Below are 16,829 nucleotides of genomic sequence, written 5' to 3' on the forward strand. Positions count from 1 at the left end.
GATCCCGATGATCGGCTTGCTGACCGCCCTGCTGCTCGCCGCGCCTGGCGAGGCCTCGCCCCCGGCTCCGCGCACCACTGCCGCTCTCGAACAACTGCGCGCCGCGGCGGACGGCCTGACGCAGGATCACCTGCGAAACGAGACCGTGGCGGCTCTTCAGCCGCAGCCTTGCGTGCGCCACCGCATGGGCCTGACGCACGCCGGCGAGACATCGATCCTGCAGCAGCTCCGCGACGAGGGCCTGTTGCTCCCGCCCGTCGACGCCTCCCAGGCCGAACAGCAGCGCCGCACAGTCTTCCCGCCCCTGAGCGATGGCGAGGGCTGCCCCTCCCTGCCGCAGCCGATCTCCGCCGCGCCGGGCGGCAACGCCGGCTCGCACCACGACTGGCCCGGCGGCCTGGTCGCCCACGAGGCCTTCAACCTGCGCGCCGGCATGGCGCTTGCCGACCTCTACGAAGCCGAGAGCGGCGTTCCCGTCGATCGGGACGTCCTGACCGCCGCGATCCTGTGGCACGACTGGGCCAAGGCCCTGGTCTTCACATGGCGCGAAGACGGGACCCTGGGTCCGGAAGGCGCGATCGCGGGCGCGGGAGCCCATCACGTTCTGGGCCTGGCCGAGGCCATGGCGCGCGGCCTGCCGCCGACGACGATCCTGGCCCAGGCCTGCGCCCATGCGGCCCCTGTCGACGGAGACCAACGGAAGGTCGCGGGCTGGCTGCGCGCGGCGGCGATCATCGCCCGCGTCGAATGGACATATCCCGTCCGCCCGACGCGCGAATGCCTGATCAGCAACGCCGCCGACGACAACTGGATTCACGCCGAGGCGGCCGTCCACGCCGCCGATGCGGGCCTGGCCCGCCTGGCGCCGCGCTTCGGCCATCCCGTCGCGGACGGCGCGGCCTACCGGACCCGCCTGCGCAATCCGGCGCTGGAGCGGCTGGGCGCTGACCAGATCAAGGCGCTGCTGGACGCCGAAGGCGACACGGGGCTCGACCGGGCGCTCCGCTCGGCCGGGTTCTAGAACACCCGCCGCAGACTGACGACGACGCGCCGCCCAGAATCCACCACGTCGGAAAGCGCGGTCGTGTCGCGCCCCACATGGGCCCAGTAGCTGTAGGCGCCAGTCAGGTTGGTCGCGATCACGTCCAGCCGCGTACGCTCGTCGAAGCGCCAGCGCACCCGTGCGTCCAGGCGCGTCACGGGCCTAACCCACTGATTGTCCCAGTCGCCCTGCGCGCCGAGGATGTCATAGGCCGACAGATAGGCGCCCGTGTAGTTCAGGCTCAGATAGAGCGAGGCCCGGCCCTGGCTGTAGGCCAGCTCGGCGTTGCCCAACCATTCGGGAGCGCTCAGCATCGGCTGGGCGCGACCCAGGCTCGGGCCGAGATCGACGCGGGTCCACTGGCGGCTGGCGTTCATGTCCAGGCTGGCCCGGCCGCCCAGCCCAAGCGGATCGCCCAGGGGCTGATACCACTCGACCTCGAGGCCGCGCGTGCGGCCGTGTCCGCCGTTGCGCGGCATGACCACCCGGACGGCTCCGTCATCCGGGATAGCGCCCAAATCCAGGCTCGAACCGCTCTCGAACAGGTAGTGGTCGATGAACTTGGCGTAGGCCGAGACGCCCAGCACCCCGCCGCCCGGCAGCCAGCGCTGGTGCGACAGGTCGAGGTTCCAGGCGTCGGCGCTCTTCAGGTCTGGATTGCCGCGCGTCACGGTGGTCACGCCGTCGACGGTCGCGGTCCGCTCGCCGCCGGCCAACTGCATGAAGGCCGGGCGGCTGTAGGCGCGCCAGGCCGAGGCCCGCCAGACGCTGCGGTCGTCCGCGCGGTAGGACAGGTTCACGCTGGGCAGCAGCTTGTCATAACGGCTACGGCTGCGCCCCCAGTCCCCCGCCGTCTCGCCGCTGCTCGCGTCGGGCATCACCCAGAAGCGGTTGCGGATCAGGGCGTGCTCGTGACGCAAGCCGAACTGGGCCTCCCAGGGGCCCGGCGCGTATGTCGCCATGGCGTAGAGCGCGCCCACCGTCTCGCTGCCCGACTGGCTGTTGCAGTTGAGGTTGTTGACGTAGAGCGCGCCGCAGCTGTCGAAGCTTTCGGCCGTGCGGTTGGCCTGGAAATAGGCCGCGAGCCGGTCGTGATCGATCCGCGGAATCGACCAGTCGTAGAGACCTGGAAAGACCCGGGCGTAGGTCCCGTCGGCGATGCCCAGCGCCTCCCAGGTCAGCCCCGCCTTTCGATAGATGTCGGCGAAGAAGGCGTTGGTCCAATTGCGGTCGGTGAGGCTTCGATGGCTGCGGCTGATCTTGCCCCCCGCCCGGATGCTGCGCCACGGGCCGGTCGGCGGGGTGAAGGTCAGGCCAAAGCCCCCGCCATATCGCGTCTGGTCGCTGAACTGCTCGGTGCGCTGGCCGGCGCGTCGGGCCAGAAGGACCCGCCCGGCGCCGTTAAGGTCGTCGACCACGCTCCGGGGCCACTGCGGAACCGGCAGGCCGTCGCGATAGGTCACCGTCACCCCGCCGAACGCGCGCGGCGACTGGCCGATGTTGTAGCCGTCGTTCTGGTTGATCCAGGCCGAGGCTTCCAGGTGGTCCGGTCGCGCGCTCTCGCCGTGGCTGGCGAAAAGGTAGGGCGACAGACGCCAGCGGCCGGAGACGAGGTCGGCGGCGAGGCTCGCCGTCGACAGCGCAACGCTGTCGGGATTGGTCTCGTACCAGACGCGCGTCGACAGGTCCTGAACCGACAATCGGAAAGCCCCGGTCCCGTCGTCGAGCCAGGCCTGGGCGCCGCTGACCACCTGGCTGAAGGTCGAGTTCTGCTCGGTGTCGGCGCGAGCGTGGGTGGCGTTCAGCCGCACATCCAGGCCCGGCCGGACGCTCCAGTCCAGCGCCAGCGCGTAGTTCCGCAGGCGGCTGCCGCCGCTGGACACCCCGACATTGAGGCTGGTCTGGACGAGGTTGTCCTGCGGCCGGTTCGGGTCGACCGGACCGCCAGCGGCCGAGCCGGAAACGCCGTAGGCCCAGCCCCGGTCGTTCTGAGCCGCCATCACCCCGGCCAGTTCGGAGTTCAGGAAACCGCGGTCCTCGTAGGCGGCGGCGACATAGAGCCCTACCTGCCCTTCGGCGCCGAAACGGCGGCTGTGCTCGACCTGCAAATGCCCGCCCAGGCCGGAAGCGCCGTAGTCGCGCGCCCGCGTCTCGACCCGGCCGCCAAGGGTGACGACCGTCTGTGGAGAGCGCGAGCGGTCCCCTGGTCCCGGGGTCTGGAAGTCGAGCGCCGCGCCGATGAAGTCGCCGTCCAGGTCGGCCCGCCCGGTCTTGTGCGCCACCACCGCCTGGAAGGCGTCGGGCGGCAGGAGGTTCAGCTGAACGCCGCGCGAGTACGGCAGGCCCTGGGCCACGGAAACGCCGTTGATCATGGTGAGATTGTATTCGGCGTTCAGGCCGCGATAGCCCGCGTACAGCCCCTCTCCCCGCGAGGCCGAGTCGATGCCGCCGATGAAGGACCTCCCGGTGTTGATCACCGTCATGCCCGGCAGGTCGCCGAGGGCCTCGGAGAGGTTCTGGGCCGCCCCGCGCTCCATGTCGTCCCGGGTCAGGCGACGCAGCGGAGTGGCCTCGGCCAGGTCCGCCGCCAGGCGACGCGCCACGGTGTCGACGCTCGACCGCGCGCTCAGCACAAGGAGCGGCTCCAGTTCCGTGGCCGAGACCTGAGGCGCCAGCGCCAGGGCCATGCGGGGCGGCCGGGCCTGGGCGGCGATGACGAAGGTGCGGGCGTCGATGCGGCGCGCTTCGAAGCCCGCGTCGGCCAGGGCCATGTCGAACGCGCGCCAGACCTCGATGCGCCCGACGACGGCGCGGCTGCGCCGGCCTTCCATGTCCCTGGCCGAAAACAGGACCTGCACCCTGCCCTGGCGCGCCAGCTCGCGCAGCGCCGACGACAGGGGCTGGGCGGCAACGTCGAAACTCGGGGTGCGATCGCCCGCCCAGGCTCCGGTCGGCGCGATCGCGACCAACAGCGCCACGCCTCCCAGGGACCGAAGAAAAGCGTGACGACCGTCACCGCCCATGTGGGACGATCCGTGAATGAACCCCGCGACTGGGCGGCTTCTATGGGCGCCCTGCAATGGAATGATGACATCGGCTCATCGCATTTGGCGGCCTGTCGACAGCGCTGCGTTTCTTGAAGTAGAGGCGTGACCGAGTGCGAATGTTTGACGGCGTCGACCCACCGATGAGAGCCCCCGAGCCGGCCGCACCGACCACCGCGATCATGGTCGACCTCGTGCAGCGGTTCGACGCGCGGCTGCGCCGGTATCTTGGTCGCTTTCTCGTCCCCGCCGATGTCGAGGACGCGCTGCAGGACATCTATCTGCGGCTGACGCGGCTGGCGGCGGGGATCCCGCCGCCCGAATTCAACGCCACCTACGTGTTCAAGACCGCCGACAGCGTCGCGCGCGATCTGCGCCGGCGACGGCTGGGTCGCGGCGGCGACCGGCATGTCGAGCTGCCCGAGGATCTGGCGCACGAGGGCCCCTCGCCGTTCGACGAGGTGCGCTGGCAGCAGAACGCCGTCCTGCTGCGCCGCGCCATCGCCGCCCTGCCCCGCGAACAGCGCCTGGTGCTGATGATGCACCGCGTCGAGGGGCTGACCCTGGTAGAAATCGCCGCCCGCACGCGCACGCCGCTGCGGACGACCCAGCGCCTGATGTCCGACGCGCTCGCCCGCTGCCGGCACAGGCTGAAGGATTGTGGATGGTTCGAGCTGTAATCCCGTTTAACCGCCCGCCGCGCGACGACGAGGCCGACGCCTTCGTCGCCGATCGCCTGCGCGAGGAGCAGGGGCGTCCCGTTTCGCCAACCGCCGAACAGGGCGAGGTCGGCGAGGTCTGGGATGCGCTGGGCCAACTGGACGCCGCCGACTTCGGCCTGGACGAGCGCAAGACCAACGGCGCCCTGGTCAGCCGTCGCGGCCTGATCGCCGGTGGCGCCCTCGCCGCGGGCTTCGCCGTCGGCGGCGTCCTGCTCTGGAACCAGCGCCCCATCGCCTACGAGACCGCCGTCGGCGAACGGCGGACGATCGCCCTGCCCGACGGCTCGCGGGTCACGCTGAACACCGCCACGCGCCTGGTGGCGCGGTTCGATGGCGACCGGCGTGAAGTCGTCCTCGAGGCGGGAGAAGCCCTGTTCGCCGTGGCTCACCGGGACGGCGCCCCGTTCGACGTGCTGAGCCAGGGCGGACGCATCCGCGTCACCGGCACCCGCTTCAACGTCTATCGCAAGGCCGGTTTCACCCAGGTCGATCTGCTGGAGGGCGGCGTGACGGCCGGGCCGGCCGAAGACGGTTCCGAGGCTGCGGTCCGGCTCGCCCCCGGCCAGGCCGTTCGCCTGTCGCCGTCGGGCCGGCCAGGTCCGATCTTGGCCGCCCAGGCCGCGCGGATCGACGACTGGTATCATGGCCGGATCAGCTTCGTCGGCGCCTCGCTAGCCGATGCCGTCGCCGAGATGAACCGCTACAGCCGCACGCCCATGCGCATAGCGACGCCGTCGCTGGGTCGCCTGCAGGTCGACGGCGTGTTCGAGGCCGGCGACACGGCCGCCTTCGCAAGGGCGGTCGGTCGCCTGCACAAGGTGTCCGTCAAAACCGACGGACGAAGCTGGACGTTGTCCTAGTTGGCCGCGTCCGGCTTCCAGCCCCAGGCGTCCATCATGATCTGGAACAAGTGGGTGTTGGGGAAGTAGCCGCGCACGCGCTCGGCGCCCGCGCCGGTCGCCAGGGCCACGACCTCTTCGCCGGTGTGGCTGCGGTTGACCATGACGTTCTTCAGGCGGACGACGTCCTCGTCCTTCCCGGCCGCCTTCCAGGCGTCATAACCCTCGAGCACCGGCTCGCCACGACGACCGCCGTCCACCTGCAGGCCGAACGAGTGGTCGGCCGTGAACAGCAGCAGGGTGTCCTTCAGGTCGACCCGGCCCTCGATCTCGGCGATCAGCTTGTCCAGGTCGACGATGTTCTGCAGGCCCTTGCGGGGATCGTCGGTGTGGGCGTCCCACTCGATCACCAGCAGGTAGCCCTTGGGCGAGGACTGCAGCAGGTCGAGCGCGCGCAGGGCGGCCGCGCGGACGTCGATCTGGTCGGCGACGACCACGGGCCGGGTGTTGGCCTGAGACGCGTCCTCGAGCTGGGCGTAGATGGGCCGGTCGTGCGCCTTGGCCAGCTGATCGAAGCCGCTTCCGCGCGCGGCGAGTTGCTCGCCGATCTTGCGGCGGCCGGCGCCGAACATCACGTCGACGCCATCGCCGAAACGCGGCGAGAAGGCCTGCTGGAAGATCTCTCCCCACTTCTCGCGGTCGTTCGAGTGGGCGTAGGTCGCCGCCGGCGTGGCGTCGGTGATCGGTTCGGAGGTCACGACGCCGGTCCGCAGGCCCCGCTGCTCGGCATATTCCAGCAGGGTCTTGGTCGGCGCGCCGTCGACCTTGCCGCGCACGGCGGCCGGCGACTGGCTGATCACGCCGTTGCGGGTCTTCACCCCCGTCATGATCGAGGACATGCCGTTGGCCGAGTCCGAAACGAACTGGTCGACCGGCGAGGTCTCGCTGAGGCCCAGGTTCGGCCACTTCTGGATATGCAGCTTCAGGGGTTCGCCGTAGCCAAGCAGGCTGGCGGCGTTGACCGACGGCACGCCGCCCGCGTCGGCGAGGAAGACGATGACGTTCCTGGCCTGGCGCGGCGCCTCAGCCTTCGGCGCGGCGGACGGCGGCGACGCGCCCTGCGCCAGGGCCGTGGACGACATCACCAACGACAGCGAAGCGGCGGCGAAAAGGTGTTTAAGCATCTGCATCCTCAAGCGAACTTCGCTCCGACGGATGCGCCTTCTAGCGGCTGCGCCGCGAGATTCGTGTGAAATGACTGTTACAGCGATCCGAGCGCCGCCCGCGCCGGACTCGCAGGCAAGGCCGCACGAGGCGTCGCCTACGCCGTTTCGCTTCGGGCCGTTCGGACCGCGACGTTACCCACCACGACGCTCCAGGTACGCTGACCGGTGTTATCTTGCACGGTTTTGCATCATAGTAATGTCTAGGTTGAGGGCGATGTCGCGCTCGCAGGCCGGAGGGTTGGGGGCTTGAAAGTCTTGTTCCGTATGCGGCGCGCCCTCGTCGGCGCGGGCGCTGCCATGTGCGTTGGCGCGCCTCTGCTGTTCGCCGTTCCCGCGTTCGCCCAGGTCGCCCTGCCCTCGCGCCAGGAGCTCGACCCGGCCAACGCCGCCCCCATCGCCGCCGCCCCGCGCGGCGACCTGTTCAAGGGTGTCGAGGCCGGCCCCTGCGCCTTCCGAGACAGCCCCATCAAGGTCACGCTGAAGGCCGTGGACTTCCAGGGCGGAACCTCCGGCGCCCTGGCCGTGCCGGACCAGGCCCTGGCCTCGACCTATGCCGAGTTCCTGGGCCGTGAAGCTCCGCTCAGCGCGGTCTGCGACATCCGCGACCGGGTCGCGGCGCTGTATCTGCGGCGCGGCGTGCTGGCCAATGTCGTCATTCCCGAGCAGCGCATCGCCGACGGCCGCCTGACCCTGAGGGTCGTCGAGGCCCGGATCGGCGCGGTGAACTATCACGGCGACGCGGGCCCAGCGCAGAAGCAGGTCGTGCGGTTCCTCAACCAGCTGCGCGGCATGGCGCCGTTCGACCTCGACGTCGCCCAGCGCTACCTGCTGCTGGCCTCCGACGTGCCGGGCGTGCGCATCCAGTCGGCGCTGAAGCCCTCGGCGTCCGGCGACGGCGCCCTGGACCTGGAGATCGCCATCGCCCGCGACGCCGTCGACGGCTCGGTGGTCGCCCAGAACTACGGATCCAAGACCGTCGGCCGCGACCTGACCCTGGCGCGCCTGGACCTCAACGGCTTCACGCCGCTGGGCGAACGCACCTCGATCCTCGGCTACGGCACGCTGTCCAGCGACGAGCAACGGGTCATCCAGGTGGCCGAGCGGTTCTATATCGGCGCCGACGGCCTCACCGCCGACCTGTCGGGCGCCTGGGGCTGGACCAAGCCGGGCGACGTTCTCAAGCCGCTGGACCTGGAAGGCGACTCCTTCGCCGGCAGCCTGCGCCTGACCTATCCGCTGACCCGCCATCGCAACCGCAACCTCAACATCGGCGTCGGCCTCGACTGGATCGACCAGAAGGTCGAGTTCGGCGGCGGCCTGGCCACCCTGACCGAGGATCACCTGCGGGTGTTCTTCCTGCGGCTGGACGGCCACTACGCCCCGGCCAGCCTGGCGTCGCACTCAGTGGCCCTGACCGGCGTGTTCGAGGTGCGCCAGGGCAGCAACGGCCTGGGCGCCAGCCGCTATGGCGACCTGTCGGCCTCGCGCTTCCTGGGCAAGCCCAAGGCCACCGTTTTGCGGACCGAGGGCGAGATCGGCGGCCGCCTGGCCGGGCCAGTGATCGGCAAGCTGAACGTCGTCTGGCAGCACACCGACGACCCGCTGCTGTCCTACGAAGAGTACGGGGTCGGCAACCTGACGATCGGACGCGGCTACGATCCGTCGTCGGCGTCGGGCGATCGCGCCCTGGCGGCTTCGCTGGAGTTCAGCACCGTTCCCCTGCCCTTCAACGGCGGCCGCGCGGCCTGGCGTCCCTACGCCTTCTACGACCTGGCCGAACTGACCAACCTGGGCGTCGGCGCCGGCAAGCTGGATTTGACCTCGGCCGGGGTAGGCGCGCGCGCGCAGCTGACCTCCCGGGTGGCGCTCGACCTGACCTGGGCCAAGCCCTTCGACAGCCCGTTCGGCGTCGGCGACGCACCGTCCTCGCGCGTGCTGGTCTCGCTGTCCGCCGCCCTGTTCTAGTTCGCTGAAGTCTCCGGAGCGCTCTCCATGACCCAGTCCCCGATCCTTTCCCGCACCGGTTCGCGTTCGCCGCGCCGGACCAGCCTGCTCGCCGCTTCGGCCCTGTGCGGCGTGGCCGCCATGCTGGTCCAGCCGGCTCTGGCGGGAACCCTTCCGGGGATCCCGGGGGCCGGCAACATCACCGTCTCCTCGGGCGGCTCGCAACCGCTGATAACCTTTCCCGACGCGATCACCCTGCAGATCGACCTGAACGCGCCGCGGACGGTGATCAACTGGTCCAGCCTGCACGTCAGCAGCGGCGACACGATGGACTTCCTGTTCGACTCCGCCAGCGACATCGTACTGAACAAGACCACCAGCCAGATCGCCATCGACAACGGCGCAGTGATCACCGGCAAGGTCGGCGCGGCCACCGGCGGCAACATCTGGTTCTATTCGCCGCAGGGCGTGATCGTCTCGCCGGGCGCGACCATGAGCGCCGGCGGGTTCGTATTCGCCGGCGGCACGGGCCTGATCGACGCCAACTTCGTCAGCGCCGCCGATCCGACCGCCGTCCTGCGCGCCGCGTCGAACGCCATGATCCGGATGAGCACGGTGAGTTCGGCGACCAGCGCCTCGATCGACGCGGCCGGCAACGTTCTGCTCAGCGCGTCCAGCGGCGCCCTAAGCGCCCAGACGGTGTACGGCGCGACGGCTCTGGTGAGCACGACCAGCGGTTCAATCACCGCCTCCGAGGTCACCGCCACCAGCGGCGCGGCCACGGTAACGGCCGGCGGCCCAGGCGCGACCGTCACCCAGATCACCGGCGCCACCGGCGTCACGGTCTCGTCGGCCAACAACAGCTCGGTCGGCGCGGCCACCACCACGACCTCCGGCGACATCCTGATCACCAGCAACGGGTCGGCGTCGCTGACCCTGGGCAATTCGGCGCGCGACCTCACGCTGAGCGCGCCGCAGGTGTTCATGAGCACCGTTGACGCCGTGCGCAGCGTCTACGTCACCGGCACGACCCAGGCCTATGTGACCAACCGGATCTTCGCCGGCGACGACGTCGAAATCACCGCCGACGGCAATGTCACGGCCGGCGGGGCCTACATCAAGACGAGCGGCACGGGCGCCGACGACAACCACATCCTGATCCGCTCGACCAACGGCTCGGCTTCGGGCGGCACGCTACTGACGCAAGGAACGGGCGCCAAGGCCGGCGACATCACCATCAGCGGCGCCACCTCGACGACCCTGACCACCGGCGTTTCCAGCCGCGACCTGACGATGAGCGGCGAGAGCGTCAGCGTGAACAACGCGACCGCCGCGCGCGACATCACCCTGACGGCCTCCAACGGCTCGGCGACGATCACCACCTCGGCCACGGCCGGCGACGATGTGGAAGTCGTCGCCACCGGCGGCGATCTCCTGGCCAGCGGCGCGACCCTGAAGTCGACCGGCGTGGGCGCCGCCGACGACGGCCATGTCACGGCTCGCTCCACGACCGGCGCGGTCAATGTCGGCTCGGCCATCACCGAAGGCAGCGGCGTAGCGGCGGGCGACGTCTGGATCTCCGGGAGCACCGGCTCGACCCTGGGGTCGGCTTCCTCGACCAAGCACCTGATCTGGACCGGCGGCGACAGCCTGGCCCTGACCGGAAACTACAGCGCCGCTGGGCAGGTCACCCTGGTGTCGAGCGGCGGCGCGCTGAGCCAGACGGCCGGCGTGGTCACCGCCAACTCTCTCTCAGCGTCGGGCGCCACGGGCGTGGACCTGAGCGGCGACAATCAGATCGACCGCGCGATCAGCGTGCAGGCCACGGCCAACGACGTGATCCTGAACAACGCCAAGGCGCTGGTGATCACCGGCAATGTCGGCGGGCGCGACGTCACCGTCACCACCACGGCCGGCGACCTGACGGCCAATTCGGCGACCCAGGTCGTCGCGACGCGCAACCTGACCCTGACCGGCGCTACGGGCGTCACCGCCAACACCGGGGCCGGCGGCCTGTTCTCCGGCGCCAACAGCGTCACGGTCACCGCCACGACCGGCGACGCCACGGTGGCCACGGCCTCGTCCAACGGCACGATCCTGGTGCGGGCCCTGGATGGCTCGGCGGCCCTGCGCAAGGCCACGATCACGGGCACGGGCTCCCTCTCGGTCGTCGCTACGGGCGCGGCCACCCTCGGCGCGGACAGCCTGGCCGGAATCGGGGCCGGCAACTCCGTCAGCCGCACGGGCGGCGTCGGCGCCACCAACGTCACCTCCACCGGCGGCGACGCCCGTGTCTTCCTCAACAGCCTGAACACCGGCCTGACCTCGGTCACCGCCGACAACGCCGGCGGCACGGCCTCGATCGGCGTCGACGGCGGCTTCAACGTCGGCACGGTCAGCGGCTACAGCGTCTGGCTCGATGCGTCGAACGGCACGGCCAACGCCACCAACGTCACGGTGAACGGAGGCGACTACACCGCCAAGGCCCGTGACTGGGGCGGCGCGGCGCTGAACCCCGGCGGCACGATCCGCAACCTGTCGATCACCGACACCGACGGCGGCCTGGTGCTGACCAACGCCCTGGCCGCGACGGGCGACCTGACGCTGGAATCCTTCGATGTGCTGACCAGCGCCTACGACCTGACCGCCGACGGCGACGTAAAAGTCACGGCGGCGGGCGACATCGACCTGCTGTCGGCCACGGCCGGCGACGACATCACCGTCAACTCCACCGGTGGCCAGGCCATACTGCGCAAGGCCGACCTGACCGGCGCCGGCGCGGGCCGCGACCTCAGTGTATCGGCCGCCAACAACGCCGTGCTGGGTGATCCCGACTACACCGCGATCACCGCCAGCAACGTGTTCGCCCGCTCTGGCGGAAGCACGGGCACGGCCGAGGTCAAGTCGGCCGGCGGCTCGGCCATGGTCCACCTCGACACCAGCGCGGCGCTCGACACCGTCAGGGGCGTTGACGTGGACATCACGATCGCCAGCGGTCCGGGAACCTTCGGAACACTGACGGCCACGGCCGGCGACGTCTATGCCGAGGTGCTGGACGGTGCGATGATCGTCGGAACCGTCACGGCCAACAATGGCGACGTCAGCCTGTACGACGCCGGCGGCGACCTGACGATCACAGGATCCGTGCATGGCGCGGGCCTGGTCCATGTCGAGACCGATGGCCTTCTGGATGGCGGCCTGGCCAGCCTGATCTCCAGCGACGGCGATCTCGAACTCATCGGCGGCGCCGTCCAGCTGGACCATGTCACGGCCGGCGGGATGCTTGAGGCGTCGGCCATGGACACCGACGTCACGGTGCGGTTGGCCGAGGCCGGCCAGACCGTCGTGGTGGCTTCGCTCTATGGGAATGCGACCCTGCGCGGCGCCTCCGCACCGGACGGCGTGGCCTTGCTCGCCGCCAACACCGCGACCTTCGGGGCCGACGACAAGGCTTCGATCACCGCGGCCAACTACGTCGACACCGACGCCGCCAGCGGCGGCCTGGGCGGGTTGCAGGTGATGTCCTTCAACGGCGACGCCGTGGTGAACATCGACTCGGCCACCAATGGCGTGGCCCTGGTCGGCGCGGCGATCGGCGGCAGCGCGACCGTCGTGCAGAAGACCGGCGACCTGAAGATCGACGAGATCGCCGCCTACAACATCACGATCGAAGCCATGGGCGGCTCGCTGGAGACCGGCGCCACCGTCACCAGCGGCGGCGACTACACGATCACCGCCCAGGATTTCCTCGGCGACGCCCTGACCCCCACCCTGTTCAACGGCGTGATCCGCGACGTCACGATCACCGACACGCTCGGCGACCTCGACCTGGGCGCAGCGGCCATCCACGCCGATCGCAGGCTGACCATCACCGCCCAGAACGGCGCGGTGCTGGGCCTGGCCCAGCTCAGCGCCGGCGCGGGCCTGGGCGACGGCGACATCGGCGTGACCGGCCAGGCCATCGCCCTCGACAGCGTCGCCGGCGACGGGTCGGTGTCCCTGGACGGCGGGACAGGCCTCGTGAACGTGGCGACCAGCGTCACGGTCGGCGGCGACTACACCCTGACCGGCGGCGGCTTCTCGGCGGCGGCCCTGTCGCCGCTGGGCGCCAAGACCGGCGCCTGGACCATCGACGACAAGGTCGGCGACTTCGACTTCACCGGCACGCCCCTGCTCTACGGCGGCAGCATCACCATCACGACCGTGGGCGGCGCCATCGGCGGCGACATAACCAGCGACAGCGGCGACACTCGCGTCACCGCCACGAGCGGCCAGTTGGGCGCCCTGAGCGCCGCTACCGGACAGGTCAGGGCCAACGCCAGCGCCGGCGGCATGGCGCTCGCCTCGGCCACGGCCGCGGACCTGATCGAGGTCACCGCCACGACCGGCGCCGCCAGACTTGGATCGGGAGTTCTGACGGGGACCGGAAGCAATAGCTTGCTGGTTCGGTCTTCCGGCGGCGACGTGACCCTGGGCGCGGGGACGCCGAGCGCGATCACGGCCGCCAATATCGTCACCTCGGCGGGCGCCAGCACTGTCGTCGAGGCTTCCAGCACGACCGGCGGCGTCGACGTCTATCTGGACCGCACCGACACCACGCTCACGGCCCTTTCGGCGCAGGACGCGATCAAGGTGGCCGTCGTCAACGGCCCTCTGACGATCGGCCAGCTGACGGCCGGCGCCACATCCGAGGTCAAGGGCGGCGGCGAGACCCGGCTGGTCACCGCCGATATAGACGGCGACCTTTCGGCGAGCTCGACCGCCGGCGCTCTGCGCTTCGGCGACGCCACGCCCGGCCGGGTCATCGAAGTCAGCGGCGCGCTGTCCCTGAACGCCGCCGCCGACATCGCCCAGCAAGGCGTGCTGCGGAGCAACTCTCTGGGCGTCGTTTCTGGAACCGGCGTCGTGCTGCTGGGCGCCAACGAAGTGGCCCATCTGGACACGATCAGCGTCGCCGCCGGCGGCTTCGCCTTCAACGCCACGATCGCCTTCGACCTGCGCGGCCCCGTCGCCGCCGCGGGCCAGACGGTGGACCTGCGCTCAAGCGGAGCCATCACCCAGAACGCGGGCGGCGCCATCACCGCCCAGCGGCTGACGGGCTCGTCGGTCGGCGGGGCCGATTTCGGCGCGGCCAACCAGGTGGTCCAGCTCGGCGACTTCACCAATACCGGCGGGCTTTTCCGGCTGATCGACAACCGGTCCCTGATCATCGACGGGACGGCCCACAGCACCGGCGGCGTCTCCCTGGCCTCCCACGGCGGCATGGCGTTCTCGGCCAACGGCAGGGTCGTGGCCGGCGGCGCGGGCGACGCGGTGATCCTGGCCTCCGACGGCGTATTCACCAATGGACGCGGCGCCGACGCGGTGACCGCGACCAACGCCGCCGGCCGCTGGCTGATCTACACCCAGGCGTTCGGCGACCCGACGGGCTCCACTGCCGGCAACAGCTTCAACGGTCTGGCCGGCAAGTCCTTCTACGGCTCGACCTACGACTTCGGGGCCGAGACCTTCGCGCTGACGCCCAACGCCGGCAATCGCTTCGTCTACGCCTACCAGCCGATCCTGGCGGTAACCCCCGTCAGCCAGGTCGTGACCTACAACGGGGCCATCCCGTCGGTCTCCGCCGCGATCACCGGCCTGATGAACGGCGACACGGCCTTCGACGCCTGGTCGGGCACGCCTGTTGTCTCGGGCGCGACCAGCGAGAACGCGGGGACCTATGCCCTGACCGCCAGCGGCAGCCTGACCTCGGAGCTGAACTACGGCTTCAGCTACGGCGTGGGCTCCCTGCGGATCGATCCCAAGACCCTCGGCGGCCTGCTGACCGCCGACAGCAAGACCTATGACCGCAGCACCACCGCCACCGGTGCGATCACCCTGAGCGGCGTGGTCACGGGCGACGACGTCTCCGCCGCCGGGAGCTACGCCTTCGCCGACTGGAACGCCGGCGCGGGCAAGGCGGTCACGGCTTCCAGCGTTGTCCTGTCGGGGACCGACGCAAGCAACTACGTGCTGTCGCCGCTAGCCTCGGCCCAGGCCGACATCTTCAGGAAGGTTCTGACCGGCGCCCTCACCGCCAATGACAAGACCTATGACGGCGCGACCGTCGCCACGGGTTTGGTCGGCCTGACTGGCGTGATCTCGGGCGACACCGTCTCGGCCAGCGGAACCTACGCCTTCGCCGACAAGAACGCCGCCGACGGCAAGACGGTGACGGCTTCGGGCGTGACCCTGTCCGGAGCCGACGCCGGCAACTACAGCATTTCCGGGGTGTCCTCCGACGTCGCCGACATCTTCAGAAAGACCCTCACCGGCGCCCTCATCGCCGACGACAAGATCTATGACGGCGCGACCGGAGCCACTGGTTTAGTCGGCCTGACCGGCGTGGTCGCCGGCGACACCGTCTCGGCCGGCGGGACCTACGCCTTCGCCGACAGAAACGCCGCCGACGGCAAGACCGTGACGGCTTCGGGCGTGACCCTGTCCGGCGCCGACGCCGCCAACTACAGCCTTGCCGGAGTGTCCTCCGACGTCGCCGACATCTTCAGAAAGACGCTCAGCGGCGCCCTGACCGCCAACGACAAGACCTATGACAGCGCGACCGGAGCCACCGGTTCCGTCGGCCTGACCGGCGTGGTCGCCGGCGACACAGTCTCGGCCTCGGGAACCTACGCCTTCGCCGACAAGAGCGCCGCCGCTGGCAAGACGGTGACGGCTTCGGGCATGATCCTGTCGGGCGCCGATGCGGGCAACTACAGCCTTGCCGGGGTGTCTTCCGACGTCGCCGACATTTTCAGGAAGACCCTCACCGGCGCCCTGACCGCCAACGACAAGACCTATGACGGCGCGACCATCGCCACGGGTTTGGTCGGCCTGACGGGCGTGGTCGCCGGCGACACCGTCTCGGCCGGCGGAACCTACGCCTTCGGCGACAAGAACGCCGGCGTGGGCAAGACCGTGACGGCTTCGGGCGTGACCCTGTCAGGCGCCGACGCCGGCAACTACAGCCTTGCCGGGGTCTCCTCCGACGTCGCCGACATCTTCAGGAAGACCCTCACCGGCGCCCTGATCGCCAACGACAAGACCTATGACGGCGCGACCATCGCCACCGGTTCGGTCGGCCTGACCGGCGTGGTCGCCGGCGACACCGTCTCGGCCGGCGGGACCTACGCCTTCAGCGACAAGAACGCCGGCGTGGGCAAGACCGTGACAGCTTCGGGCGTGACCCTGTCCGGGGCCGACGCCGCCAACTACAGCCTTGCCGGGGTGTCCTCCGATGTCGCCGACATCTTAAAGAGGGCGCTGACCGGCGCCCTGATCGCCAACGACAAGACCTATGACGGCGCGACCACCGCCACGGGTTCGATCGTCCTGACCGGCGTGCTCGCCGGTGAAACGGTCTCGGCCTCGGGAACCTATGCCTTCGGCGACAGGAACGCCGGCGCGGGCAAGACGGTGACCGTGTCAGGCGCGGCCCTGGCCGGCGCCGACGCCGCCAACTACCACCTCGGCGCGGTGAGCAGCGACCTGGCCGACATCCTGCGCCGGCAGGTGACAGTGTCGGCCGACAGCCTGTCCAAGCCCTTCGGCCAGGGCGACCCTGTCCTGACCTATCGCATCAGTTCGGGCTCGCTGGCGACCGGCGACGCGTTCAGCGGCCTGCTCCTGAGGGGCGCGGGTGAAGCGCCGGGCGACTATGTCGTCTCGCGTGGAAGCCTCAGCCTGTCGTCGAACTACGACCTGACCTTCACCGGCGCGATCTTCACGATCCAGCGGTTCCCGGTGATCGAGCAGGAAGGCTCCATCCTGCTCAAGCATGTGACCCAGTCCCCCGACTTCACCCTCGATTGGGACCCCGAACCCAACCTCCAGACCGAGGGCCCCGCCTGCCAGGGCGAAGGCTGCCCACGTCAAACGACCACGGTCGACGCCGGCAAGATCGTCGCGGCCCTGCCGTAGGACGCGACAAGGCGGGCGCCAGCACGGCGCCCGCCTTGCCTCGAGCCATCCAG

Annotated in this window: 7 protein-coding genes; 5 read left to right on the forward strand and 2 right to left on the reverse strand. The window is 70.3% G+C overall.

Translation table 11 applies throughout. The features are described from left to right. The first annotated feature begins 7 nt into the window (after positions 1–7). On the forward strand, positions 8–1,021 hold the full coding sequence (locus DDF62_RS08820) for a hypothetical protein (RefSeq protein ID WP_116488779.1): 1,014 nt from the start codon (positions 8–10) through the stop codon (positions 1,019–1,021). Here DDF62_RS08820 and DDF62_RS08825 read toward each other — a convergent pair. Continuing rightward, positions 1,018–4,020 (reverse strand): TonB-dependent receptor, encoded by a 3,003-nt coding sequence (locus DDF62_RS08825; RefSeq protein WP_165832211.1) that lies wholly within the window; start codon positions 4,018–4,020, stop codon positions 1,018–1,020. The genes DDF62_RS08820 and DDF62_RS08825 overlap by 4 nt on opposite strands. Before the next feature lie 209 nt (positions 4,021–4,229). Between DDF62_RS08825 and DDF62_RS08830 the strand changes: the two genes are divergently transcribed. Continuing rightward, positions 4,230–4,766, forward strand: a complete 537-nt coding sequence (locus DDF62_RS08830; RefSeq protein ID WP_244286767.1) for an RNA polymerase sigma factor — start codon at positions 4,230–4,232, stop codon at positions 4,764–4,766. Then, on the forward strand, positions 4,751–5,668 hold the full coding sequence (locus DDF62_RS08835) for a FecR family protein (RefSeq protein ID WP_116488782.1): 918 nt from the start codon (positions 4,751–4,753) through the stop codon (positions 5,666–5,668). Before DDF62_RS08830 ends, DDF62_RS08835 begins: the two co-directional genes overlap by 16 nt. Here DDF62_RS08835 and DDF62_RS08840 read toward each other — a convergent pair. Next, complete coding sequence (locus DDF62_RS08840) at positions 5,665–6,831, reverse strand: alkaline phosphatase (RefSeq protein ID WP_244286768.1); 1,167 nt, start codon at positions 6,829–6,831, stop codon at positions 5,665–5,667. The genes DDF62_RS08835 and DDF62_RS08840 overlap by 4 nt on opposite strands. Positions 6,832–7,137: 306 nt before the next feature. On the opposite strand from DDF62_RS08840, the gene DDF62_RS08845 reads away from it, so the two are divergent. Both DDF62_RS08845 and DDF62_RS08850 read left to right on the forward strand, forming a co-directional pair. After that, positions 7,138–8,838 (forward strand): ShlB/FhaC/HecB family hemolysin secretion/activation protein, encoded by a 1,701-nt coding sequence (locus tag DDF62_RS08845; protein ID WP_244286769.1) that lies wholly within the window; start codon positions 7,138–7,140, stop codon positions 8,836–8,838. Positions 8,839–8,865: 27 nt separating this feature from the next. Further along, positions 8,866–16,776, forward strand: a complete 7,911-nt coding sequence (locus DDF62_RS08850; protein ID WP_116488785.1) for a beta strand repeat-containing protein — start codon at positions 8,866–8,868, stop codon at positions 16,774–16,776. The last annotated feature ends 53 nt before the right edge of the window (positions 16,777–16,829 follow it).

The sequence above is a fragment of the Caulobacter radicis genome, assembly GCF_003094615.1.
Lineage (GTDB): Bacteria > Pseudomonadota > Alphaproteobacteria > Caulobacterales > Caulobacteraceae > Caulobacter > Caulobacter radicis.